Here is a 24,119-nt window from a genome sequence, read left to right as displayed (position 1 = left end):
TGCGATGACCGAAATTGACTTGACCTGGCCCAAGAACTTCAACGAGGTTCCAAAGGCGGCGTTCACCCGCAAGGACATCTACGCGGAAGAGATGAAGCGCATCTTTTTCGGGCAGGAATGGCACCCGGTCGCGCATGAAAGCGAATTGCCCAATCCAGGCGATTTCAAGACCTTCCGCTTGGCCGGCGTTCCGCTGCTGATCGCCCGCGACAGGGAAGGCGTGGTGCGGGTGTTTTACAACGCCTGTTCGCATCGCGGCAACCAGCTCGAAACCGCGGTGATGGGGAACAAGACCGAATTCGAATGCCCCTATCACCGCTGGCTGTTCGATGCGAAGGGCGATCTGGTCGGTTGCCCCAACCATCGCGATTTTCTGCCCGGCTTCGACAAGTCCGACTATCCCCTGGCGCAGCCCCGGTTCGACAGTTTCTATGGCCTGATTTTCGTGACCCTTTCGGCGGAAACTGAAACGTTGACGGAGTTCCTCGGCGATTCGCAGAACACCTTGCGCGAACTCCTCGGCGGGGACGGCAGGCTCAAGCTGCTGGGCTATCAGAAGGTGCGCTACGACAGCAACTGGAAGTCCTATACCGACAATGATGGCTATCATGCGCCATTGCTCCACCAGGCATTCAAGATGCTCAACTGGCAAGGCGGCAAGGGACGCCAGTTCGCCGCGACGAAACATGGCCACGTCTGTTTCGAATCGGCGCTTTCGGTGGTCAGTGGTCCGACGGTGCTGAAGGACGAATCGCTGATCGCCTTCAAGGGGCAGGACCCTGCGGTCGGCTCGCGCATTGTTATGCTTTTCCCGACCTTCGTCTCGACCAAGCATCTCGATGTGATCAACCTGCGCTTCGCGACACCCATCGACGAAGAGACGGTGGAAGTTCACTACGCCTATTTCGCGCACCAAGACGACGATGAGGACATGGTCCTTCATCGTCTGCGGCAAAGCTCCAACTTGCTGGGACCCTGCGGCCTGATCAGCATGGAAGACGCATCGATCTTCCATCGCATCCATATTGGCAACCACACGCCTGGGAATGCGATTTTCCAGAAGGGCGTGCACGACCAGTCGAAGCTGGAGTCGGAGTTCCTCCAGAACGACGAGAGCGGCAATCTTCCCCGCTGGGAATATTACCGGTCGGTAATGGGTTTCGAGAGGGCCGAGGCATGACACAGACCGACACTGCGCTCGAGGCCGCGCTCGACGCTCTTCTGCTGGCGGACTCCAGCGCGCTTGACGGCAAGGACATGGAGGGCTGGCTCGCCAACTATGCCGAGGAAGACGCGGCCTCCTATATCTGCCGTGCGGCCGAAAATTCGGAAAATGGTCTCGCCCTGGGTTTCATGTACGACGATTGCCGATCCCGGCTCGAGGATCGCGTCACTTTCGTGAACGATATCTGGGTCGGTACGTTCCAGGACTATCGCACCCGTCACTTCGTCCAGCGCGTCGCGTATCAACGCGTCGATGCCTCTACTATTTCGATGCGATCGAATTTCTCGGTCTTCATGACGCCCACCGATAGCGGCATCACCCAGGTTCTGGCTGCGGGTCAATATCTGGATACCATCCGTTTGGAAAAAGCCGGTGCGTTGAAGCTGCTGTCCAGACGGGCCGAGCTCGATACGTCCGTTCTGCCCCGGTATCTGGTATATCCGATTTGATATCGGCTGCTGAACATTGCTGAAAGCGCCAGCCGGGGCCGGACTTCTCTGAAAGATCGCAAAGCAATGATAATCGACGCTCATGCTCACCTTGTCGCGCCTGCGGCGCTCTACGCGCACAGGAGCAATCTTGTGGTTTCAGGGGGGCAATATGGTAGCAGCTATCGTGCGCAGGTGTCCGATCGTCTGCTGGAAGAAAGCGCGGACCAGAACGTCAGGATCATGGATGCGGTGGGGACCGACCTGCAGTTGCTTTCCCCTCGACCTTTCCTGACCTTGAATGGAACTGCCCGGTGGAATGACATCGTCGACTGGACAAGTGACACAAACGACATGATTGCCCGGACAGTTCGGATGCATCCGAATCGCTTCCGGGGAGTGGGAGCCTTGCCGCAGCAAGTCGATCGGCCGGTCACCTCGTTATTCGAAGAAATCGAGCGAGTGGTGGATGAGCTTGGTTTCGTGGGCGTCTTGCTGAACCCTGACCCCAGTGAGGGGATGAACGGATCGCCTCCGCTCGGCGATCCCTATTGGTACCCGCTGTACGAGAAATTGTGTGAGTTGGATCTTCCTGCCCATATCCATTCGGGACAATGCTGCAACGGGCGCGAGACCTATGATGAGCATTTCATTGCGGAAGAGGGACTGGCGATTACCTCATATACCGGGCCGACGTGTTCGACCGGTTCCCCGACCTCAAGTTGATGATTAGCCATGGCGGCGGTCCCATTCCCTACCAGATCGGACGGTGGCGCTCGCATCGGGAAATGGCCCGTGCTCAGGGGCGTATCGCTGCCGATGCACCCCAATTTGATGAAATTCTACGAAAGTTCTGGTTTGATACGGTGCTTCATAACCCAGATTCGCTCGCGCTTCTGTTCAAGACCGTGGGACACGACCGATGCTGTTTCGGAACGGAAAGACCCGGATCAGGAGACGGCATCAATCCTGTTTCAGGGCGCCACTACGACGATCTCAAGCCGGTGATCGAGGCGCTTCCTTCACTTGACCAGGCTGCGCTAAACGGTGTTTTCGAAGGCAATGCCCGTCGATTGTTTTCGCGTCTCGACGTTTGATTACGTGCTTGGCGACGATGCAGATTTTCCGCGACTTCGGGTAATTCGACAGGTCGCTCTCAAGGATTGGGGATCGTGACACGACGCAGCATCGAAGTTGAAGGCCTTCACCATTCCGGCAATCCGATCCCTGCCGCGAGCCGGGTAGACCGTCTTGTCGTGACAGGTGGGGTCTACGGTTTGGATCCGGCAACCGGTGAAGTGGCGGCAGACGCTGTCGATCAAGTCCGCCTGACCTTCTGGCACCTGGGCCGTATCTTGGCAGCAGCCGGCGCGCGTTTCGACGATGTTGCCAAACTGACCTTCTACGTGAAGACGAAAGAGCTTAGGCCGGCAATCAACGAATTGTGGCTCACGCACTTTCCCGATCCCTCGTCGCGGCCAGCCCGGCATATGCTGGTTTACGGTGACCTCCCGGGCAACATGCTGGTGCAGTGCGAAGCCATAGCGATGGTGCCGAACGATGCCTGAAGACATCTCACCTACGGCTTATGCGGCAGCTGCCCAGCGTGTCGCCGCCTTTGACACTTGCACCATTTCAGACGCGCTCGACAAACTCGGTCTCCGCGGGGCCGTCCCGGGTCTCGTCCGGTTGACCGCAAAGAGGCAGCGCATTTCCGGCAGGGTTGTGACCGTGAAACTCGGACCGGCTATCGAAGGACTGCCCAAACGGCACCTGGGTGCCTCTGCCATCATGGCGGCACAACCGGGTGAGATCGTGGTCGTCGAGCATCGCGGAAGGACCGATGCCTCTGGCTGGGGCGGCTTGCTAAGCCGGGGAGCGGCTCGGAACGGCGTTGCCGGCGTGATCGTCGACGGTGCCTGTCGCGATCTGGATGAAAGCAGCGAGCTTGGTTTTCCGGTCTTCGGCCGCGCAGTTGTTCCGCTTACAGCGCGCGGTCGGGTCGCCGAGCATGACTGGGGCTGCCCCGTTACAATCGGCAGCATTGTGGTCAACCCGGGGGACTGGGTTGTGGCGGATGGAAGCGGCGTCGTGTTCTTCAAACAGCAACACCTGGACGAAGTGCTCACGGAGGCGGAGCGCATCCATTGCCGTGAAACAGCCATGATCGCTGCGCTTGAGCAAGGCGCTCCAATTGATCAGGTGATGGGCGCGAACTACGAAGACATGTTGAAATAGGCAGGGAAAGCGATGAACGAGGAAACACTCGTTAGGCGGTTGAATGCAGTGGGTGTAACCGCCTTGTCCGATGCGCTGGATCGTCTGGCGATCAGCGGCCAGGCGATTGGAATCCTGCCGGTAGCACGGGGGATGAAGTTTGCGGGACCAGCCTTCACGGTACAGATGCTTCCGGTCGGACTGACTCACGGAATAGTCGGAGACTATATCGACGACGTGCCCGAAGGGGCAGTGGTCGCAATCGACAACGGCGGTAAATTGGATCAGACCGTCTGGGGCGATATTTTGACCCGCGTGGCGCACAAGAAAGGTGTCGCAGGCACGGTGATCGATGGTGTCTGCCGAGACAGCGATTGCTGTGTTTCGCTGAAATACCCTGTATTTTCCCGCAGCGTCACAATGCGGACTGCCAAAGATAGATCCACCGCGCATGCTTATGGTGTGCCGATCCAACTTGTAGAGGTGCGGATCGAGCCCGGCGATTGGCTGGTGGGGGATTCCGATGGGGTCGTCGCGATTCCGGCGGGCCGGGTTGAGGAAGTCGTCGCGATCGCCGAAGAAGTAGAAGCCGCCGAAAGGGCAATTCTCGCCGCCGTTGATGCGGGAATGCGCCTGGACGAAGCCCGGCGCGCCGGTGGGTATCACGCGCTTCAGTCGCGTGCGGTTTGATGCCTCCGAACGGGCGTCATTCCAGACCGAGTGGCGACCGCCGTTCCGGTCGCGGCAAATGGCATTATGGGATAATATTTGCACATTATGCAAAGATGGGATATGAGTCGATCAACTAGAAACCGGCCTGATTCGTAAAGGCCGTGTGCGGGAAGTCAAAGGGCAGCTGCTAAGGCAGCAACCCCGGCACGGACAAATCCGCAGAGAGGGATTGCCAGTGGCTACGAGCGTTTTTCCGACGAGCAAAGACGAATATTTCGAGCAATTGCGGCAGCCGCCGTTGCTCGCATGGCCAACTGCGATCCTGTTTGTCGTGTCGATGCTGGGGATCGGCACCGTCTGGTACCTGGCGCTGACAGAGCAAATCGCGCTTTGGCAAGGCGCAATCGCCAACGGACTTCTCACTTACCTGCTGTTCAGCGTCATTCACGATTCGTCGCATTGTTCGCTGTCGCGCGTCGGCTGGCTGAACGAATCGATTGGGGCGATCGGCCTGTTCTTTCTCTTTCCCTATGCGCCGATGGTGCTGTTGCGGTGGGTTCACAACAAGCATCACAGTTTTGCCAATGGTCCGATGGATCCGGATCTGTTCGAACACGAATCGCCATGGTGGCAGGTGCCATTCCGCTGGACGTTCTTCGATGGTGCCTACATCCATTATTTCATCAAATACGGGCAGTCCGTGCGCAAGCGGCACGGCATGCAGCTGGTGGTCTATTACTCCTTCCTGGTGGCGCTGTTCGCCGGAGCGCTCTACCTCGGCTTCGGGCTGGAGCTGTTCATGCTGTGGTTTGTCCCATCGCGGATCTCCTTGTTCATGATCGCGGTCGTGTTCGTCATTCTGCCGCATTATCCTGCCGTGGTAGCCCAGGATGAAGATCCGTACATGGCGACGACGATGCGGTTCGGGTTCGAATGGCTGCTGACCCCGCTGCTGGTCTATCAGAACTATCACCTGATCCATCACCTCTATCCGGAGATTCCCTTCTACCGGATGCACAAGGCCTATTATCTGCGCTACGATGAGATCAACGCGCAGGACATTCCGCGGCAGACTGCATTTGGGCTGGCACCGGAAAATATCGAATCGCACCGGGCTTTCCGGCGGATGAAGGATGCGATAGCGGTTCCTGCCGAGTAGGAACGGTCCTAGCACTACTTTGGCAGAAGTATGCGGGGAGGTCTGTTGACGCTGCATCCGCAGTGTGGGCAATCATCGGGTGGTGAGCGTGACAGGCGGTCAAGGATCGCCTGGCGCACTGCTGGCAGGCTGGGCTGAGGAGGCGGGCCGAGGATTCTTTTTTCCGCCCCGCCTGAGCGAGCCTTCGGGATTGCAAAAATGCATAGGCCATCATCGACATCAGGGCATGGCGGTGAAGTCCGGCCCAGGATCGGCCCTCGAAGTGATCGATGCCGAGTTCTTCCTTGAGTTGCTGATGGGCCTGTTCGCAGATCCAGCGCGCCTTGATCGCGCCAGTGAGAGCTTTCATCGGGGTGTCTGCGGGCAGATTGGAGAGGTAATATTTCCGCTCGCCATTCGAGCGATGCTCCCCCGCCAGCCAGGCTTCCTCGCCCGGCATGTGCTGAGCTCCGGCGGAGCCGATCCGCTGCGGCGCGCCATCGGCAATGCGCACGCGCATGGCAGCAAAGCGGGCCGTCAGGCGTCCCTTCGTTCCCTTGCGCCAACTGACCTTTCGCCACTGCGCACCCTCGAGCATGGCATGTGCCGCCATGGATTTGACGTCCGGGACATGACGAACCCGTGGGCGGCCACGCCCCGCGACTGGGAAGATCAGTTGCACGTTGGTGGGATAGACCTTCTGGTGCCGGGGCGACAAGATCGAAGCCTTCTTCGAGCGGCTGCGGCGCGAGGATCCGGTTCATTACTGCGCCGAAAGCTCCTACGGACCCTACTGGTCGATCACCCGATACGACGACATCATGGCGGTCGACACCAACCACAAGGTCTATTCCTCCGAAGCAAAGCTTGGCGGAATCGCAATCCAGGACATGCATAGCGACCAGAGCAATCTCGAACTCGAGATGTTCATCGCGATGGACCAGCCCAAACACGATGCCCAGCGCAAGGCGGTGACGTCGGCGGTGGCGCCATCCAACCTCCTGCTGCTCGAACCGGTGATTCGCGAGCGCGCCGGCGCGATTCTCGATGCGCTGCCGGTTGGCGAGGAGATCGACTGGGTAAAATGCGTCTCGGTCGAACTGACGACCATGACGCTCGCGACCCTGTTCGACTTTCCTTGGGACGAGCGGGCGCGCCTGACCCGCTGGTCGGACGTCACGACCGCCATTCCGGGAGCGGGAATTGTCGATTCCTTCGAACAGCGCCGCGAAGAGCTGATCGAGTGCGCGATGTATTTCAAGGGGCTGTGGGACCAGCGCATCGATCAGCCGGGGGGGAACGACCTGATTTCGATGATGGCCAATTCGCCCGCCACGCGAGACATGCCGTTCCTCGAATTCCTGGGCAATCTGTTACTCTTGATCGTCGGCGGTAACGATACCACCCGCAATTCTATCAGTGGCGGCGTACTTGCGCTGAACAAGCACCCCGACCAGTATGAAAAGCTAAGGCGCGATCCCGCCCTGATCGGCAGCATTGTGCCGGAAATCATCCGCTGGCAGACCCCGCTCACCCACATGCGTCGAACCGCGCTTGAGGATAGCGAGATCGGCGGCAAGCGCATCGCCAAAGGTGACAAGGTGGTGATGTGGTACCTCTCGGGCAATCGCGACGAAACGGCGATCGACCGGCCGGAAGAGTTCATCATCGACCGCAAGAACCCGCGCCAGCACCTTTCGTTCGGCTATGGCATTCATCGCTGCATGGGCAACCGCCTGGCCGAACTGCAATTGCGGATCATCTGGGAGGAAATTCAGAAGCGCTTTGACTTCGTTGAGGTGGTAGGTGAGCCCGAGCGCCTCCTGTCGAATCTCGTTCGCGGCATCACCCGCCTGCCGGTCAAGCTTCACGCGCATTGATTTGCACACCAAGGAAAAGCTGCGCCTCCATGATCAAGGTCACCTTTGTCGCTCACGATGGCCACAGGTTCCCCGTCGAAATCGGCGAGGGCCTGACGGCGCGCGAGGCGGCGCTGTTCAACGACGTTCCCGGCATCGACGGCGATTGCGGCGGCCAGTGCGCGTGTGCCACATGCCATGTCCAGGTCGATCCCGCTTGGATCGAGAGGGTTGGACGGCTCGCCGATGACAGCATGGAAGCCGATCTGCTCCAGTTTGCAGAGGGGACTACAGCGGAAAGCAGGTTGGCTTGCCAGATCAGGCTCGATGCCGGGCTTGACGGACTTGTCCTCCATGTTCCCGAACAGCAATACTGAGCCCGGGCTGACGGTTCTCCAACCGGTGATCTAGCTCCTCAGCCTTGTTGCGCCTTTTCCCGGTGCGCCGCGGTCCAGGCGTACCAGGCTCCGAGTACAATCACAGCATGAGCCGCCAGCGTTGTGAAGACGACCCATTCCGCCTCGCCGCTGCATAACAGGCTGTAGATGTCCCAGGCCGCGCCGACCGCTTCGGTGAGCACGATCACCGGGACCAGCGCGATGTATTTCCACGGCTGCCGCGCGCCCCACAGGGCGACAACACCGATCGCGGCCAGCTGTATCCCGACGATCAGCCAGGCATCGAGCAGCAGATCGAACACCGGCTGGCCCTGGCCCAGATCGATTCCCGGATAGATCAGGGGCAGGGCCCCTGCATAGACCGGCGGCCAGAGCAGGACCAGATTGCACAGGTACCAGATTCCGCTGGCGATGAAGAAGATGCGCAGGCTTTGCATGGTTCGATCTCCAAAGGCTGCGCCGGTCAGTCGGCGACCGCGAAAATGTCGGACGTTGCGCCGGCGATCCGTGCAACCTTGAACGGCGCATAGTCGGGGCAGGCCATGAACGCTTGGACATCCGCCATCGCGGGGAAGCGGATGATCACCGTATAGTGCGGCGCCGCGCCTTCGCCTTCGAAGCGTTCGAACTGGTTGGAGCGGCAGATTAGTTCGCCGCCGAACCGCGCAACCATCGGCGGAACATTGGCTTGGTAGTCCGCAACCCAGCCATCGTCGTGCGAGGTGACGGAAGCGATGAAATAGGCGGCCATGGTTGTTCCCTCCGTGTCGTTAGCGGTCTGGTCTGCGGCTTTCGGTTCGCCGCGTCAAAAGAATCGATTGCCGGGGCGCGGCAACCCGAAATGATCGCGCAGGGTCGTGCCTTGGTAGTCCTTGCGGAAAATGCCCCGGCGCTGCAATTCGGGCACGACCCGATCGACGAAATCGTCGAGCCCCTCCGGCAGATAGGGGAACATCACGACGAACCCGTCCGAACCGCGCTCCTCCAGCCATTGCTCCATCTCGTCGGCGATCGAAGCCGGAGTGCCGACGAAGGCGAGCCCGGCATAGCTGCCGGCTTTCGCGGCGAGCTGGCGGATCGTGAGGTTGTACTGCCGGGCTTGCGTGACCAGCATTTCACGAGAAGTCTTGCTGGCGTTGGTATCGGGTATCTCGGGGAGGGGGCCATCGGGGTCGAACCCCGAAACATCGTGATCGAGCATGCCGCACAGCGAGTGAATCCCGCTTTCATAGTGAACCAGGCTGTCCAGGTGAGCGCGCTTGGCCTTGGCCTGCTCGACCGTGTCACCGACAACGACGAGCGCGGCGGGCAGGATCTTGAGATGATCGGGATTGCGTCCGATCGCGATCATCCGCCCTTTCACATCGGAATAAAAGCTCTTGGCGGCGGCAAAATTCGATCCGGCGGCAAAGACGACTTCGGCGGTTTCGGCGGCAAGTTGGCGTCCAGGATCCGAGGCCCCGGCCTGGAAGATGACCGGCCAGCCTTGCGGAGGGCGGGCAATGTTGAGCGGCCCGCGAACGGAGAAATGCGGGCCCTTGTGATCGAGGACGTGCATCCGTGCGGGATCGAAATAGATGCCGCTTTCCGCATCGCAGACGAAGGCGTCTTCCGCGAAGCTGTCCCACAGGCCAGTCACGACGTCGTAGAATTCGCGGGCGCGCCCGTAGCGGCCGGAATGATCGGGCTGCACCTCGAACCCGAAATTCTTGGCGCTCTCGGGGTTGGACGTGGTGACGACGTTCCAGCCGGCCCGCCCGCCGCTGAGGTGATCGAGCGAGGCAAAGCGGCGCGCGACGTGAAAGGGTTCGTCGAAGGTGGTGGAGGCAGTGGCGACCAGCCCGATCCGTTCGGTGGCGCCAGCCAGCGCCGACAGCAGGGTGAAGGGTTCGAACGAGGTGACGGTGTGGCTGCGCCGCAGCGCCTCGACCGGCATGTTCAGGACCCCGAGATGATCAGCCATGAAAAAGGCGTCGAACTTGCCTGCTTCCAGCTTGCGCGCGAATTGCCGGATCGCGGCGAAGTTGAAATTCGCATCCGGGATTGCCCCGGGGTAGCGCCAGGCGCCGGTATGGATGCTGACCGGCCGCATGAACGCGCCGAGGTGAAGCTGACGTTGCAGGCTCATGCGTTTTGTTCCTTCAGGCTCGCGAAGACTGCCGGGGATCACCTTCCCTGCAGCTTTTCCAATATTTGGCGGGTCAGGACCGCTGTACTGCCGTTGCCGCCCAGATCGGGGGTCAGGACTGCTTGCGGATCGCGCAGGACCGCTTCGATCGCGGCCAGCACCATCGCTGCGGCTTCCGCTTCTCCCAGATGGTCGAGCATCATCGCCCCCGACCAGATCTGTCCGATCGGATTGGCAATGCCCTGGCCGGCAATGTCCGGAGCCGATCCGTGCACCGGTTCGAACATCGACGGATAGCGCCGCGACGGATTGAGATTGGCCGACGGCGCGACCGCTATCGTCCCGGTTACGCCGGGACCGAGATCGGACAGGATGTCGCCGAACAGATTGGATCCGACCACCACGTCGAACCGTTCGGGTGACATCACGAAGCGGGCGGCCAGAATGTCGATATGGTACTGGTCGGTGGCGATCCCGGGATATTCCGCGCCGATCGCCGCGAAACGCTCGTCCCAGAACGGCATCGAATGGTAGAGCCCGTTCGACTTGGTGGCCGAGGTGACATGCGGCCGGCCAAGCTTGCGCGCGAAATCGAAGGCGTAACGCAGGATCCGGTCGGTGCCGCGGCGGGTGAATACTGCCTGCTGGATGACGATTTCATCCTCGCCGGTGCCGGTGCGGCCGCCGATCTGGGAATATTCGCCTTCCGAATTTTCCCGCACCACCCAGAAGTCGATATCGCCGGTGCTCTTGTCGCGCAGCGGCGAGCGAATGCCGGGCAGCAACCGCACCGGTCGGAGATTGACATATTGATCGAATTCGCGCCGGATCGGCAGCAGCAGGCCCCACAGCGAGACGTGATCGGGCACCCCCGGGTAACCGACCGCGCCAAGGAAGATTGCGTCATGATCGGCAAGCCGGGTGAGCCCGTCATCGGGCATCATTTTCCCGGTGGCGAGATAGGTTTCGCAGCTCCAGTCGAAGTCGCGAAACTCGAGCGCGAAGCCGCATCGCTGCGCGACCGCCGACAAGACCTGCACCCCGGCGGGCAGAACCTCGCGGCCGATGCCGTCGCCGGGAATATTGGCTATGGTATAGCGGTTCAAGCGGGCTTCCCGTGCCGAAAGGTCAAAGGTAGGTGTTCAGGGTCTTGAGGACCCGGTAAGCCCCCAGGAATGTCGGCGCATCGACGCCGAGGCGTTCGGCGGCCTCGGCGAGCGGTCCCAGAATTTCGTCGACCTCCATGCGCCGTCCTGCCACCAGGTCATCGTGCATCGAGGTCCGCACCGGGCGATTCTCCGGCTTGAACCGGCCGACCATGGCCATCACCCCGGCGAGCGCTTCGTCGAAGCTTTCTCCGTTGATCTCGACGAGCCGTGAGACGGGCGCGAAGAAATTTTGCGGTTCGTACCCCAGCGCATTGTAGATCGCCAGCAGGTCCTTGACGATCAGGACATACTGGGCCGCGCCTTCGCGTACCGCCACACCGTCGATGAAATCGAGCTCTTTGATGCCGCCCAGGGTGCTGGCGCTCCACGATGAAGCACTTCCGACCTGGACCAGTTTTTCCCAATGGACATGGGTGATGTCGGCAGTCGAGCGGGACCCCATCCCGGCTGAGTCGAGCGCCTCGGCCATGGTCCGGGTGCGATCGCTTTCCCCGCCTCCCAGTTCACCAAAATAGGCGGTTACCGGGACGGCCATGTGGTTGAGCGCGCGGCCGGGTTCGAGCAGGGTTGCGCCGTCCATGATCGACCCGCCGATCACCTTGTCCTTGCCGAACGCGGCCTGCAGCCGGCCTTCCTTGCCAACCCCGTTCTGCAAGGTGAGGGCGCAGGCTGTCCGGTCAACCAGCACTGTCGCATCGGCCAGCGCCTGATCGGTGCCCTTCGCCTTGGTCAGCAAGATGTAATAGTCGATCGCGTCCTCGACCTCAGCCGGGGTCTCGACCGCGAACAGGTTGTCGCGCTGCACGAACTGTGCACGCACCCCTTCGATTTGCAGACCGCCCTGACGGATTGCCTCGACATGGGGTTTGCGCGCAATCAGCGTTACCTTGTGTCCGCCGCGGGCCAGGAAGCCGCCGACAACGGAACCAAGACCGCCTGCGCCGTGGATGCAGAAATGCAATTGTTTCGTCATTGCCGATGTCCCGCGTTCGATCAGGCGATGCCGAGCTCGATGAGCTTGGCTCTGATCTCTTCCTTCTTCTGCGGGGTCACGTCGGCAACCGGCGGCAGGATCGGGCCGGCCTTGAGGCCGATCGCCTCATACCACGCCTTGATGTTCGCCAGTGCCGAAGCATAGGTCGCGGTGCGCGCAATATCCCAGACAAACTGGTCATGGTAATATTCGCGGACATCGTGCAGGCCTTCCCACTTGGTGCGGGCCTCTTCCCATTTGCCCTGGTTGGCGAGGTTGATATAGTCGCGCGCGAGGTGGCGCTTTTTGCCATAGAGCATGAACGACAGTTCGCCCCAGCACACCGTCCCGCCCAGCCGGAGGTCTTCGAGGAAGAAATATTCGAACGGCTCCATGGTGTTGAAGCCTTCGGGCATCAGGCTGCGGATCTTGATCGTCTCGGCGCGGTTAAGCGCACCCTGCTTGACCCCGATCACGGTCTCGAGATCGGCCAGGCGGCGCATCAGGTTCCAGCTCAGCACCGTGCCCGAAACCGGCGTGCGGTAGAGGCAGACCGCCATGTTGCTGCGATCGGTCAGATACTTGAACCAGGCGAAAATCTCGTCGTCAGTGCGAAGCTGGACGACGGGATTGATGACCTCGGCGCCGTTGAAACCCAGCTTCTCGACGAACTGCATCTTTTCGAGCGCGAGGTGGACCGACGGGTCGAGGATGATCGTCCACAGGTCGAGCCGCCCGGCGTTGGCATCGGCGACGATCTCGTGAAAGCGCATCCATTCGGACGGAGTGACGTTCCAGCATTCGGCAATGAAGCCGCCGACAACCAGGCCATCAAGGCCCATTTCGACGTATTTGTCGATGTTGTAGCGGATCCCGTCGATATCAAACTTGTGGTCGGCGGTCATCGGGGTGATCGGGCACTGGTAGAACCCCCGGACTGTCTCGGTGGCCCACTTCTTGGCGTCTTTGCGATCGTAGTCCATGTTAGTATTCCTTCACCCTTTGTCTGGTTGACTTGTTGGCAATGTGCCGAGCTAGGTTGCGGCCAGCGCCGATTGGGCAGCGGCAAGGCGCGCGATCGGAACGCGGAACGGAGAGGCGCTGACATAATCGAGGCCGACCCGGTCGCAGAAAGCGATCGAGGCCGGATCGCCACCGTGTTCACCGCAGATCCCCAGCTTGATGTCGGCGCGCGTCTCACGGCCCAGCCGGGCGGCCATCTCAATCAGCTTGCCGACCCCGTCGACATCGATGCTGACGAACGGATCCTTGGCATAGATGCCCTTGTCTATGTAGCTGCCAAGAAACCGTCCGGCATCGTCCCGGCTGATGCCCAGCGTGGTCTGGGTAAGATCGTTGGTGCCGAACGAGAAAAACTCGCCAACCTTAGCGATTTCGTCCGCCACCAGCGCGGCGCGGGGCAATTCGATCATGGTCCCGACGGTGAATTCAACCGTCAATGCCTGCTCCGCGAAGACCGCTTCCGACACCCGGATCACAGTCTGCTTGAGCATGTCGAGTTCGCGGGCCGTGCCGACAAGGGGGATCATGATTTCCGGCACGACCGGTTGGCCGGTCTCCCGGCTCACCGCGCAGGCCGCTTCGAAGATTGCGCGGGCCTGCATCTCGTAGATTTCCGGATAGACCACGCCCAGGCGGCAGCCGCGGTGGCCGAGCATCGGATTGGACTCGGCTAATTCCTCGGCCCGGCGTCTGAGCTGATCCACGCCGATGCCGACGGCGGCGGACAGCTCGGTGAATTCCGATTCGGAATGGGGAAGAAACTCATGGAGTGGGGGATCGAGCAGCCGCACCGTGACGGGAAGCCCCTGCATGATCTCGAAAATCCGGGCGAAATCGCTACGCTGTTCGGGCAACAACCGATCGAGCGCGACGAGCCGCTCAGCCACATTCGCGGCCAGGATCATCTGGCGCATGAAGTTGATGCGTTCGCCGTCGAAAAACATGTGTTCGGTGCGGCACAGACCGATGCCTTCCGCTCCGAACTGGCGGGCGACTTCGCAATCGACCGGGGTTTCGGCATTGGTGCGCACATTCATGCGGCGATGCCGATCGGCCCAGGCCATCACCGTCGCAAATTCGCGGTCAAGCTCAGGCATCACGGTTGGCAGGGCGCCCTGGAAAATCTCGCCGGTGCTGCCATCGATAGTGATCAGGTCACCTTCGGCGATGTGCACGCCACCAATCTCCGCTGATCGCGCCTGGTAATCGATCGACAGGCTGGACGCCCCCGAGACGCAAGGGCGCCCCATGCCCCGCGCGACGACCGCCGCATGGCTGGTCATGCCGCCCTTGGCAGTCAGAATTCCGCGAGCGACATGCATGCCATGGATGTCGTCCGGCGAAGTTTCCTGCCGGACCAGGATGACGTTTTCCCCCAGTTCGGCGCGCACCGCAGCCGTATCGGCGTCGAACACGACCGCGCCCGATGCAGCCCCCGGCGAAGCCGGAAGCCCCGATCCCAGCAGGGTCCGTGGCGCGTCGGGATCGAGCGTGGGATGCAGAAGCTGATCGAGCGAGGCCGGATCGATCCGCCTGATCGCCGCTTCCTCGGCGATCAGGCCTTCCTCGACCATATCGACGGCGATCTTCAGCGCGGCTTTGGCCGTGCGCTTTCCGGAGCGGGTCTGCAGGATATAGAGCTTGCCGCGCTCGACCGTGAATTCGATGTCCTGCATGTCCTGATAGTGCAGCTCGAGCAGCTCGAACAGGCGGGCGAGCTCCGTGAAGACCGCGGGCAGCGCCTCTTCCATCGACGGCAGCTTGGCACCGGCGGCCGTGCGGGCTGCGAGCGTCAGATATTGCGGCGTCCGGATCCCGGCGACCACATCCTCGCCCTGGGCGTTGACCAGCCATTCTCCGTAATAGGCCTTGTCCCCGGTTGCCGGATTGCGGGTGAAGGCGACGCCCGTCGCGCTGGTTTCGCCGAGATTGCCGAATACCATCGCCTGGACGTTGACCGCCGTTCCCCATTCGCCAGGGATGCCGTTGAGGCGGCGATAGACCTTGGCGCGATCGGATTCCCAGGATTCGAATACAGCAGCGATTGCGGAAGCAAGCTGCTCGTCGACGTCCTGCGGAAAGGGAGCGCCGCGTTCGGCCTCGACGATGCCGAAGAACTCGCCGATCAAGTCACGAAGATCGGTGGCGCTCAGGTCCACGTCCTGCGAGACGCCGCGATCTTCCTTGGCCTTTTCCAGCGCGTCCTCGAACCGCGCGTGATCGATCCCGAGCACAACGCTTGCGTACATCTGGACGAAGCGGCGATAGCTGTCCCAGGCAAACCGCTCGTCGCCAGACGAAGCAGCCAAGCCACGCACCGTTTGGTCGTTGAGGCCCAGGTTGAGGATCGTGTCCATCATGCCCGGCATCGAGACCCGGGCGCCGGAACGAACCGATACCAGCAAGGGATCGTGCCGATCGCCGAACCTCTTGCCCACCGTGCGCTCGATATGGGTCAGCGCCGACCTGACTTCGCCATCGAGGCGCGCGGACTGGCTGTGGCGATCGCGCAGGAAATGAAGGCATTCTTCGGTTGTGATGGTGAAGCCGGGTGGGACAGGCAACCCGATCCGCGCCATCTCGCCGAGATTGGCGCCTTTGCCGCCCACTACCGCCTTGTCGCGGGCGCGCGAGTCATCATGGGCAATGCCGGGGCCGAACGTGTAGACGGTTTTCATTTGCTGCTAGTTTCCCCGCGGAATGTGCCGCTCTTGCCAAACATGTCCCCGGGCATGCCGCGCCTTGCCGCCACACGGGCGGCAAGGCGGCTGGCGAACACGGTCCTTACATCCGGAGGATGGCCTTGATCGCGCTGCCGGTTTTTTCGGTGTCTTCGACAGCCTGGTTGATCTGATCGAAATCGTAGAACGAGCAGAGCTTCTCGAATGGGAACAGGCCGGCCTTCTGCATCGCGATCAGCTGCGGAATGAACACCTGCGGCGTGCTGGAGCCTTCCACTACCCCGCGCAGCTTGCGGCCGAACAGGATGTTGTTCATATCAAGCGAAAATTCGGTGCCCATTTTGGCGCCGCCCACGACTGCGGTTTCCCCCATGTTGTGGGTGCTTTCGACCGCCGAACGCAGCACTTGCGGGATCGCGGTCGTATCCATCGCATAGTCGGTGCCGCCGCCGGTCATCGCAACAATCGCTTCCTGGGCATTGGTGGTCGAAGCGTCGATGACATCCGTTGCGCCGAGTTCGCGGGCGACTTCGAGCCGAGCCGGATTGCGATCGACCGCGATGATCTTGAGACAGCCCGACGACTTGGCGGCCATCAGCGCGCTGAGACCGACCGAGCCTACGCCGAAGATTGCGATCGACGAACCCGGAGCCGGTTGCAGCGAATTGAGGATTGCTCCCGCGCCGGTCTGAATGCCGCAGCCCAGCGGGCCGAGCAATTCGATCTGCGCGTCGTCGGCAACCTTGACGCAATTGTTCTCGCTCGCAATCGAATAGGTCGCGAACGAGGACTGGCCGAAGAAGCAGGCGTTCACGTCCTCGCCGTTGCGCGTGATCGGGGTCGATCCGTCGAGCCTGCGGCCCATGAAATTGAGCGGAAATAGGCTGGGGCAATAGGCCTGATGCCCCTTGAGGCATGACGGGCAGGTGCCGCAGTAGCTGAACGACAGGACCACCTTGTCACCTGGCTTGACTGTGGAAACCCCGCGTCCGACCTTTTCGATGACGCCCGCGCCCTCGTGGCCGAGCACGGCCGGCAGCGGGGTCGGATAGTACTGGTCGCGGACAGTCAGGTCGGTATGGCACATGCCCGCCGCGGCAACCTTTACCAGCACCTCACCATCGCGGGGGTCTTCGATCGATACGTTATCGAGGACGAAGTCCCCGCCTTGGCGTTCGATGATCGCGGCGTAGGCTTCCATGCATTTTCTCCCGGTTTTGCGCCAAATCGCGCGTTATCAGCAAAAGAAATAGAGATTCTTGTCTTGCGTGACTCTCGCATCGAGGATCAGTTTGCGCCGGAAGACCTTGAAACCATTGCCGTCCCGGCGCAGCTTGTCCTCGCGCCCCAACGTATGGACCGTGACCTCGGTCTGGCGGCGGTTGCGGTAGACAAGGATGTTCGACAGGACGTCCAGTTCACCGTTGCCGGCTTCGAAAGCTTCGACATTCGAAACGAAGTACCGGATCTTGGATGGCGGATCCTCCATCCAGACCTGGCCTGAATAAAGCCGTTCGACGCGCTGCTTGAGCTCTCCGAAATCGTCGTTGTAAATTGCCGCATCGTCCGGCGTCGGGTCCGGGCGCCGGTCCCTTGCGAAGCGCTGTTCGTAGATCGGCATCCAGTAATGGATGTCTTCGGCGACCATTCCGTGCAGCCATTCCCGGTACTGCCCGGTCTGCAAAAGTCTGACCTCGGCGCGATAATGCGCCTCGACGGCATAGTGCACATCCGGCGTCACCAGTACTTGTTCGGACGACATGTTCTCTCCGTAATTCTCGATATTTTCATCGGCGTTTGCGGTCACTCGGCGGCGTCGAGCTTTTCAGTCCAGAAATTGCGGTTCGGGAAGACCGAATCCCAAGTGTCGTCGTTTGCTTTCACGCTCGCCCAATCCGGGGCATCGATCATTTCCTTCCAGAACCGGTAGAAGCCCCGGTAGGAGGTTTCGCCGATGAAGCTGATTCCGACGATACCGGGATAGACCGGATGCGGTCCTTCGTAGCCGGCCCCCATCGTGGAGTTCATTCTGCCATCGCGCGTGATCACGCCACGGTTCATGTAGGTTGCCGAAGACATGTTTTCGCCGTCATCGCTTTCCAGCGTTCCGGCGGTGCCGAAGGTGCGGATCGCTTCGCGCTGGATCATGCTCTTGGTAGCTGGATCGGCATCACGCGGCACCATGGTATAGGTCCATACCTCGATTTCATGCGGTCCGCGCGGATGCCAAATCTTGAAGGTGTTGGTCCCGTAGAGGAACGAGCAGTTGGGGAAGATCGAGCAGTTCCAATGCCCCATATAGAGCCGTTCGCGCTCCGGGCCGAACTTGCGGCGCACTTCGCCGCGCGTATCCTCGAGATATTTGGTCCAGCCCTCGCGCTTGACGTGGATTGCGGCCGCTGCGTTGTCGATCACCCCGAAGCCGTGGCCATGACGGGTCGTGAACTGCAGCCCAAGATCGTCGAAGGGAATGTCCGCGCGATTGCCCGAAAGGCCTGCCAGCTCGCCGCCGATCTGGCCGAGCGCGGCGGCATGTGTCCAGCCGACGTGATAACCGTCGCCGATGAAGTTCTCGGTCGGTACCTTCCAGTTGCACTGGAGCAGGCTCTTCATCGGCGGGCCAAGCAATTCCAGTCCGCCGCCGGCGCCCTCCCAGATGGTATCGAGATAGAAGCGGAACTCACCCAGATAGTCCTCAAGGCTGGGCGCTTCGGGATCGTGGCAACCGAAAATGAAACCCTTATATGTTTCGACCCGAACGGATTTTGCCGCCAACGCATCCTTGTCGAGGCTGTTGTGGTAGCAACGCGACTCGAGCGGGACATCGACAAGCGATCCATCCTGTCCGAACACCCAGCCATGATAGTTGCAGACGAACGCCTTGGCATTTCCGCTGTCGGCGTGACAGATCTGGTTGCCGCGATGGCTGCAAGAGTTGATGAAGGCGCGGAACGTCCCGTCGCTTTGATGCGAGAGGATGACCTTGTCTTCGGCCATGTAGGTCGTGATGAAGTCGCCCGGTTTGGGCACAAGCGATTTGTGGCCGAGCATCAGCCATGCACGGGAAAAAATCCGCTCAATTTCAAGATCGTAGACATCCTTGTCCCAGAAAACCTGGCGGGACTGGCTGGAATTGACCGTGTCTACGAGTGTGGTGTCGCCGCTCATGGCTCTCTCCGGTTTTCACGACCTGCGATTGTCTTCGGCAGATTCGTGCACTAAGGGCAATGCGATGCACGATATGCAAAAAGCCGATACTACGCAAGTGGGATTGAGACAGCCGGACCGCTCGTTCTGATGGGTGCTGCCAACTGTCCTCCAGGCTGGCGGCGTGCCCCTCGTTACCTGTGGAATTCACCATTCTTGCTGCTTTCGCTCGCTTCGCTGTTCTGGGCCTTGAACCCCATCGTCGGCCGGGCGGCGCGCGACTTGCTTTCTCCCCTGTCGCTGGCCTTTTGGCGTTGGGTGGTTGCGTTGCTGTTCGTTCTGCCATTTGCCTGGCGGCACATCGTGGCCGATCGTCGGGTCCTGCGCGAGTCCTGGCGCCTGCTCGCGGTGTTGGGCGTGTTCGGCGTGGGGGTGTTCGCCTTCATCGTTTACTGGAGCCTGCAACTCACCACAGCCACCAACAGCCTTCTGCTGCAATCGACCATGCCGGTCATGACTCTGGTCATGCCCAGCATCCTCTTTGGGGAGCGGATCAGGCCTCTATTGGTTGCCAGTGCGACGCTGTCCTTTGCCGGAGTCGTCTGGATCGTGACCAGAGGGCAGCCTTTCGCGTTGCATCTTGGCGGGCTCAACCATGGCGACTTGCTCGCCCTGACCGGGGTCTTCCTTTACTCGGCCTATGCGACGTTCTTGCGCAAGGTGCCCGCCATACACCACATCACTCTGCTCGCGGTGCTGTTCGCGGTCGGCATGGGAACGCTGGCTGTACCTTACCTGGTCAGCCTGGCCGATAGCGGGGTCGCCACGCCACAAATTGAAGTGATTGGCGCAGTGCTCTATGTCGGCATCTTTCCCTCGCTGATTGCCTATGCGTTCTTCAACCGCGCGGTAGTCCTGATCGGTTCAGTAAGAGCCGGCGTCTACATGAACCTGCCTACAGTGTTTGGTGTTTTTCTGGCGGTGCTGCTGCTGGGGGAGAGACTCGAAACCTATCACATGGTCGGAGCGGCCGTTGTGGTGGCCGCGATATTCGTTTCGCGCAGAGCAGCAGCGGGGCAGATAGAAAACAGGGGAGAGCGGGTATCATGATTGATGAGACCGGGACCGTGGCTTATGGAGGCGCGGTGCGGTGCGCTGCGGACCGCCCCGACCAATTCTGGCTCGAGGCCGCAAAGGCGATCGACTGGATCGCAAACCCGCCGCGCGCGCACGATCAAGGAAAGGGCTGGTTTCCCGAAGGCATCCTGAACACATGCCACAATTGCCTCGACCGGCATGTCCAGGCCGGACGCGGCGATGCGCTGGCGCTTGCCTATGACAGCCCGGTAACCGGAATCATCCGCCATTACACCTACCGCGAACTGCTGTACGAAACCGAACGTACGGCGGCGATGCTGGCGAGCCTCGGCGCGGAAAAGGGGGATCGGGTAATCCTCTACATGCCGATGATCCCCGAGACGGTTTTCGCGATGCTGGCTTGCGCGCGGCTCGGTGTGATCCATTCCGTTGTGTTCGGCGGGTTCGCCCCACCCGAACTGGCCAAGCGGATCGACGATGCCACCCCCAAACTGGTGCTCACCGCTTCGTGCGGAATCGAGGGCAGCCGCACCATTGCCTACAAGCCGTTGGTCGACGAAGCGCTGGTTCTTGCCGCCCACTCGGTCGAGCATGTCGTCCTGGTCCAGCGCGAACAGCTAACCGCGGACTTGATGCCCGTCCGAGACATTGACTGGCACGATCTGCGGCGGAGGACCGCCGATATGCCGGTGCCTCCATGCGTTCCTCTCGCCTCCGGCGATCCGCTCTACATCCTCTACACTTCGGGCACCACAGGAACTCCCAAGGGTGTGGTGCGCGACAATGGCGGACATGCCGTGGCCCTGTCGTGGTCGATGGCCAACATCTATGGCATCGGGGCAGGGGACACGTTCTGGGCTGCCTCGGACGTCGGTTGGGTGGTGGGGCATAGCTACATCGTCTATGCCCCGCTGCTGGTTGGGGCCACGACCGTCCTGTTCGAAGGCAAGCCTGTCGGCACACCCGATCCCGGCACGTTCTGGCGGACCATAGCGCGCCATAATGTCAAGAGTTTCTTCACCGCGCCGACCGCGATTCGGGCGATCCGCAAGGAGGATCCCGATGCCCGGTACCTGAAGGAGATCGGCGTCGGCGCGTGCCGTGCCGTGTTTCTGGCCGGCGAACGCGCCGACCCGGAAACGATTGCCTGGCTGGAGCGGGAAAGCGGTTTGCCGGTGATCGATCATTGGTGGCAGACCGAGCTTGGCTGGCCGGCCATCGTTTCGTGCTTCGCGATGGGGGATCTGCGCCGCAAGCCTGGCAGCGCTGGCTTTCCGGTGCCAGGATATCAGTTCGCCATCCTCGACGACGAAGGATTTGCTCTGCCCGACAAGGCAAGCGGCAATGTTGTGATCAAGACCCCGCTGCCGCCCGGCACTTTCCGTTCGCTGTGGAACAACAACGCCACGTTTGTCCGAAATTTCGAGACGTTCCCTGGGTACTACGAAACCGGTGATGCAGGCTTTCGCGACAGTGAGGGCTTCATGCACATCATGGGACGAACCGACGACATCATCAACATAGCCGGTCATCGGCTGTCGACCGGACAGATGGAAGAGATCGTGTCGCGGCAACCAGGTGTCGCTGAATGCGCCGTCGTCGGTGCGGACGATAACCTCAAAGGTATGGTACCGATTGCTTTCGTCACCCCGCAGATTGGTTATGCGGCAGACAAGAGCATAGCCGAGCGCGCTGTCCTTGCCGTGCGTAGCGAGCTTGGTGCGATCGCGGCGATGAAGGCGGTGCTGGTCGTTGAGCAATTGCCCAAGACCCGTTCTGGCAAGATCTTGCGTAGCCTGCTCCGCAAGATCGTGAACCGCGAACCCTTTGATATCCCCGCGACAATTGACGAGCCAGAAACGCCGGCCAAGATTGCGGCGGTTTATCGGGAAGAATTGGGACTTAACAACCATCATCTATAAAATCCCGGTATGTGATTGACCTGTATTGATATTCTTCGACCTTTTAAGGTTTTAATCCGACAAGGCCATCGTCAGCGGGCGATTACAGGAGTTCCAGCCAAGGTCAGGTTCAGGTAAAAAATGTTCTGGAAGATGGCAGGGGGATTTGATGATACGACCGGTTTTGATGCATTTGCGGGCCATTATTCGTCGAGATCGAACGCCAGATACGCTTTCCTTGCAGTGGCGGTCGTCACCCCTAGCTTGATGGCTGCCGTTATCACCGACAGCTGCCTCATCGGCGTCGATTCCAAACGCTTCTAGGGCTGATCTGTGATTTGTGATCGCTGGCGGTTTGTCCCTTGAGGGTTCCAAACGGTCTGTCCGCACTCGCCGGCCGAAGGGCTGGTGGTGCTGTATCGGGCCTCACAAGGCCGGACGTTGCATTGACTCGAAGCGAGGTTGGAAGCCCATGTGGCAACCTTCGCAGTTCGTCCGTCCCTGCGTTCCCTCGCGGGCACCGCCATCGGGTCAGCTCGAGAGCGTCACCACTGGGCATACTACCTTATCTCAGGCCTCGAACGAGTTTCCGTCGCGCAGCATGGCATCCATGATCATTGCGAGGCGCGGCGCGAGCGCGACACGCGCCTTCCACGGGCCGCGACGTTTGGCGATCTTGAGAGCCCAGCTTTTGAGCGCGAAGCTCTGTTTTGTGCGGGTCAGGATCGTGTTGGCCGCCTCGTAGACCAGCTTGCTGACCGTTCCGTCACCTTGTTTGGTGATCCTCCCGGTCCAGCCGAGGTCGCCAGATTGATGGTGACGCCGAAGATGCACCGGCCGTCAGTGATTGTTTGAAGCGGTTTGCTTTATAGACAGCGGCCGCGAACGCAGCCGATGTCTGCACGCCCAAGGCATCGAGAACCATCGTCCAGAGCCTCTTCGCGACAGGCGGTTGAACCGGTCGTAGCTCGTCGTCGATGCCCTTGGTCCGAGGGCAGATGTACCAGCAGTAGCCAGACTTCAGAACATGCAGGATGCCCTAGATCACACGACGATCATTCACCCGCCGCGCTCCGGCCTGGTTTCTCGGGAGTTGAGGCTAGATCGCCAGCCAGGGTTCATCCGACAGCCAGAACAAAGAGCGCGACATCAAAAGGGCCCTCCGTCAATCATGGGAACCCTTCGAATCAACCTGCCGACGCAATTTCAAGAGGCTGATTGGGTTTTGGCCCGAGTGAGAGCCAGCCAAAGCTCGACGTCACTGATTCTCTAATCGCAAATCGCGACGAGGGGGGCGATCGAGAGCTACCTAGAAAGCTACCTAGCCGTGGACGTGGCGATCTTTGACCCTGAAGCAGGCTTCTAAATACCTGAAAAAAATTGTGCAGGCACTTGGGCTCGAACCAAGGACCTGCTGATTGAAAGGTAGATTTGGGTCGAACTGCCGTGCTGGCGACAAATCAGGGACCATACGAGCAGCAGATCGGCCTGACGCAGGCCAACATCGTTTCGTCGCAACGTAGCGAGTTTGGGGGTAGTGCTGGGGGTATTTTAAGGGCCAATGGAAAAATAGCGCCTAATAACCAGACGGTTATAAATATCTGATGGTTCCCTCCTCCGCTACCATTGATTTTAAAGCATTTTTGCAGATTTAAGACAAGATCGCCCGGGCAGTTGGGCGTTTGGTTGGGAGAAATCGTTCTCCCTTCGAGCTTTCGGATGGCCGCTTCGCTCAGTGCGGGATCGCGGTGCATGTAGTGGGCGCCGTGGATGCTCCCGACCTCCTTCATGCTGTGGCCGGTGATCGCTGCGATCTCGGGAACCGTGGCGCCGGCGATGGCCAGGCGGGTCACTGCGGTGCCGCGCAGGTCGTGGAAGGTGACGTCCGTTACGCCTGCCTTGATGCACGCCTTTCGCCATGAGGCGCGGAAGCCCGATTCGGTCCAGGCGGTGCCGTGCACGGTCGCGAGGATGGTTTCCGCCAGATCCTTGTTCTCCTGCGCGTATCGATCCTATTCGGCCTTCAGCGCTACCTTCAGAGGTCCGCTCGTCGGGATCACGA

24 protein-coding genes and 1 pseudogene are annotated in these 24,119 nt (G+C 60.6%); 12 read left to right on the top strand and 13 right to left on the bottom strand.

The window, feature by feature from the left end; translation table 11 throughout:
* Window positions 1–4 precede the first annotated feature (4 nt).
* From PP1Y_RS21505 to PP1Y_RS21475, 8 genes are all read left to right on the top strand, one after another.
* Complete coding sequence (locus PP1Y_RS21505; RefSeq protein WP_013834087.1) at window positions 5–1,180, top strand: aromatic ring-hydroxylating dioxygenase subunit alpha; 1,176 nt, start codon at window positions 5–7, stop codon at window positions 1,178–1,180.
* Entirely contained in the window at window positions 1,177–1,674 is a 498-nt protein-coding gene (locus PP1Y_RS21500; RefSeq protein WP_041559077.1) for an aromatic-ring-hydroxylating dioxygenase subunit beta, read from the top strand. Before PP1Y_RS21505 ends, PP1Y_RS21500 begins: the two co-directional genes overlap by 4 nt.
* A gap of 66 nt (window positions 1,675–1,740) precedes the next feature.
* Complete coding sequence (locus PP1Y_RS26520) at window positions 1,741–2,379, top strand: amidohydrolase family protein (protein ID WP_013834085.1); 639 nt, start codon at window positions 1,741–1,743, stop codon at window positions 2,377–2,379.
* Entirely contained in the window at window positions 2,349–2,750 is a 402-nt protein-coding gene (locus tag PP1Y_RS26515) for an amidohydrolase family protein (RefSeq protein WP_013834084.1), read from the top strand. Before PP1Y_RS26520 ends, PP1Y_RS26515 begins: the two co-directional genes overlap by 31 nt.
* Before the next feature lie 75 nt (window positions 2,751–2,825).
* Complete coding sequence (locus PP1Y_RS21490; protein ID WP_013834083.1) at window positions 2,826–3,221, top strand: RidA family protein; 396 nt, start codon at window positions 2,826–2,828, stop codon at window positions 3,219–3,221.
* The gene (locus tag PP1Y_RS21485; RefSeq protein WP_013834082.1) at window positions 3,214–3,891 is read left to right on the top strand and encodes an RraA family protein; all 678 of its coding nucleotides are present in this window, start codon (window positions 3,214–3,216) and stop codon (window positions 3,889–3,891) included. The genes PP1Y_RS21490 and PP1Y_RS21485 overlap by 8 nt, the downstream gene beginning before the upstream one ends.
* A gap of 12 nt (window positions 3,892–3,903) precedes the next feature.
* A complete protein-coding gene (locus PP1Y_RS21480; protein ID WP_013834081.1) occupies window positions 3,904–4,560 on the top strand; it encodes an RraA family protein in 657 nt (218 codons plus the stop codon).
* 145 nt (window positions 4,561–4,705) lie between these two features.
* Window positions 4,706–5,701 carry a fatty acid desaturase gene (locus PP1Y_RS21475; protein ID WP_232512493.1) on the top strand — a complete coding sequence of 332 codons (996 nt, stop codon included), beginning with the start codon at window positions 4,706–4,708 and terminating at the stop codon, window positions 5,699–5,701.
* 114 nt (window positions 5,702–5,815) lie between these two features.
* Here PP1Y_RS21475 and PP1Y_RS25505 read toward each other — a convergent pair.
* A pseudogene (locus tag PP1Y_RS25505) lies at window positions 5,816–6,392 on the bottom strand (transposase); the annotation flags it as partial.
* 109 nt (window positions 6,393–6,501) lie between these two features.
* Between PP1Y_RS25505 and PP1Y_RS21470 the strand changes: the two are divergent.
* Window positions 6,502–7,560, top strand: coding sequence for a cytochrome P450 (locus PP1Y_RS21470; protein WP_013834078.1), 1,059 nt, complete (start codon window positions 6,502–6,504; stop codon window positions 7,558–7,560).
* 29 nt (window positions 7,561–7,589) lie between these two features.
* Window positions 7,590–7,916: a 2Fe-2S iron-sulfur cluster-binding protein gene (locus PP1Y_RS21465; RefSeq protein WP_013834077.1), complete on the top strand. Its 327-nt coding sequence runs from the start codon at window positions 7,590–7,592 to the stop codon at window positions 7,914–7,916.
* A gap of 38 nt (window positions 7,917–7,954) precedes the next feature.
* Here the strand turns inward: PP1Y_RS21465 and PP1Y_RS21460 are convergent, their stop codons facing one another.
* The 10 genes from PP1Y_RS21460 to PP1Y_RS21415 all read right to left on the bottom strand — a co-directional run bounded on the left by PP1Y_RS21460 (window position 7,955) and on the right by PP1Y_RS21415 (window position 19,079).
* Window positions 7,955–8,374 carry a BphX family protein gene (locus PP1Y_RS21460; RefSeq protein WP_013834076.1) on the bottom strand — a complete coding sequence of 140 codons (420 nt, stop codon included), beginning with the start codon at window positions 8,372–8,374 and terminating at the stop codon, window positions 7,955–7,957.
* Window positions 8,375–8,400: 26 nt separating this feature from the next.
* Window positions 8,401–8,688: a DUF1330 domain-containing protein gene (locus PP1Y_RS21455; RefSeq protein ID WP_013834075.1), complete on the bottom strand. Its 288-nt coding sequence runs from the start codon at window positions 8,686–8,688 to the stop codon at window positions 8,401–8,403.
* Between the two features lie 54 nt (window positions 8,689–8,742).
* A complete protein-coding gene (locus tag PP1Y_RS21450) occupies window positions 8,743–10,065 on the bottom strand; it encodes an LLM class flavin-dependent oxidoreductase (RefSeq protein ID WP_013834074.1) in 1,323 nt (440 codons plus the stop codon).
* A 38-nt stretch (window positions 10,066–10,103) separates the two neighbouring features.
* Window positions 10,104–11,171, bottom strand: a complete 1,068-nt coding sequence (locus PP1Y_RS21445) for a tartrate dehydrogenase (protein WP_013834073.1) — start codon at window positions 11,169–11,171, stop codon at window positions 10,104–10,106.
* Window positions 11,172–11,193: 22 nt separating this feature from the next.
* Window positions 11,194–12,207, bottom strand: coding sequence for a ketopantoate reductase family protein (locus PP1Y_RS21440; protein ID WP_013834072.1), 1,014 nt, complete (start codon window positions 12,205–12,207; stop codon window positions 11,194–11,196).
* A gap of 20 nt (window positions 12,208–12,227) precedes the next feature.
* Entirely contained in the window at window positions 12,228–13,190 is a 963-nt protein-coding gene (locus tag PP1Y_RS21435; RefSeq protein WP_013834071.1) for a dihydrodipicolinate synthase family protein, read from the bottom strand.
* 51 nt (window positions 13,191–13,241) lie between these two features.
* Complete coding sequence (ppdK, locus tag PP1Y_RS21430; RefSeq protein WP_013834070.1) at window positions 13,242–15,908, bottom strand: pyruvate, phosphate dikinase; 2,667 nt, start codon at window positions 15,906–15,908, stop codon at window positions 13,242–13,244.
* Between the two features lie 106 nt (window positions 15,909–16,014).
* A complete protein-coding gene (locus PP1Y_RS21425) occupies window positions 16,015–17,112 on the bottom strand; it encodes an NAD(P)-dependent alcohol dehydrogenase (RefSeq protein ID WP_013834069.1) in 1,098 nt (365 codons plus the stop codon).
* Window positions 17,113–17,148: 36 nt separating this feature from the next.
* A complete protein-coding gene (locus PP1Y_RS21420; RefSeq protein ID WP_013834068.1) occupies window positions 17,149–17,673 on the bottom strand; it encodes an aromatic-ring-hydroxylating dioxygenase subunit beta in 525 nt (174 codons plus the stop codon).
* Between the two features lie 41 nt (window positions 17,674–17,714).
* Entirely contained in the window at window positions 17,715–19,079 is a 1,365-nt protein-coding gene (locus tag PP1Y_RS21415; RefSeq protein WP_013834067.1) for an aromatic ring-hydroxylating dioxygenase subunit alpha, read from the bottom strand.
* A 195-nt stretch (window positions 19,080–19,274) separates the two neighbouring features.
* Between PP1Y_RS21415 and PP1Y_RS21410 the strand changes: the two genes are divergently transcribed.
* Both PP1Y_RS21410 and PP1Y_RS21405 read left to right on the top strand, forming a co-directional pair.
* Complete coding sequence (locus PP1Y_RS21410) at window positions 19,275–20,168, top strand: DMT family transporter (RefSeq protein WP_232512491.1); 894 nt, start codon at window positions 19,275–19,277, stop codon at window positions 20,166–20,168.
* On the top strand, window positions 20,165–22,078 hold the full coding sequence (locus tag PP1Y_RS21405; protein ID WP_013834065.1) for an AMP-binding protein: 1,914 nt from the start codon (window positions 20,165–20,167) through the stop codon (window positions 22,076–22,078). The genes PP1Y_RS21410 and PP1Y_RS21405 overlap by 4 nt, the downstream gene beginning before the upstream one ends.
* Window positions 22,079–22,627: 549 nt before the next feature.
* On the opposite strand, the gene PP1Y_RS21395 is transcribed toward PP1Y_RS21405, so the two are convergent.
* Window positions 22,628–22,891 carry a transposase gene (locus PP1Y_RS21395; protein WP_013834063.1) on the bottom strand — a complete coding sequence of 88 codons (264 nt, stop codon included), beginning with the start codon at window positions 22,889–22,891 and terminating at the stop codon, window positions 22,628–22,630.
* 626 nt (window positions 22,892–23,517) lie between these two features.
* Complete coding sequence (locus PP1Y_RS25500) at window positions 23,518–24,018, bottom strand: tyrosine-type recombinase/integrase (RefSeq protein WP_013834062.1); 501 nt, start codon at window positions 24,016–24,018, stop codon at window positions 23,518–23,520.
* Window positions 24,019–24,119: the final 101 nt, after the last annotated feature.

This window comes from Novosphingobium sp. PP1Y, from assembly GCF_000253255.1.
In the GTDB taxonomy this organism is placed as follows: domain Bacteria; phylum Pseudomonadota; class Alphaproteobacteria; order Sphingomonadales; family Sphingomonadaceae; genus Novosphingobium.
Note: the sequence above shows the minus strand (reverse complement) of the source record. Positions and strands in the feature narration are given on the sequence as shown.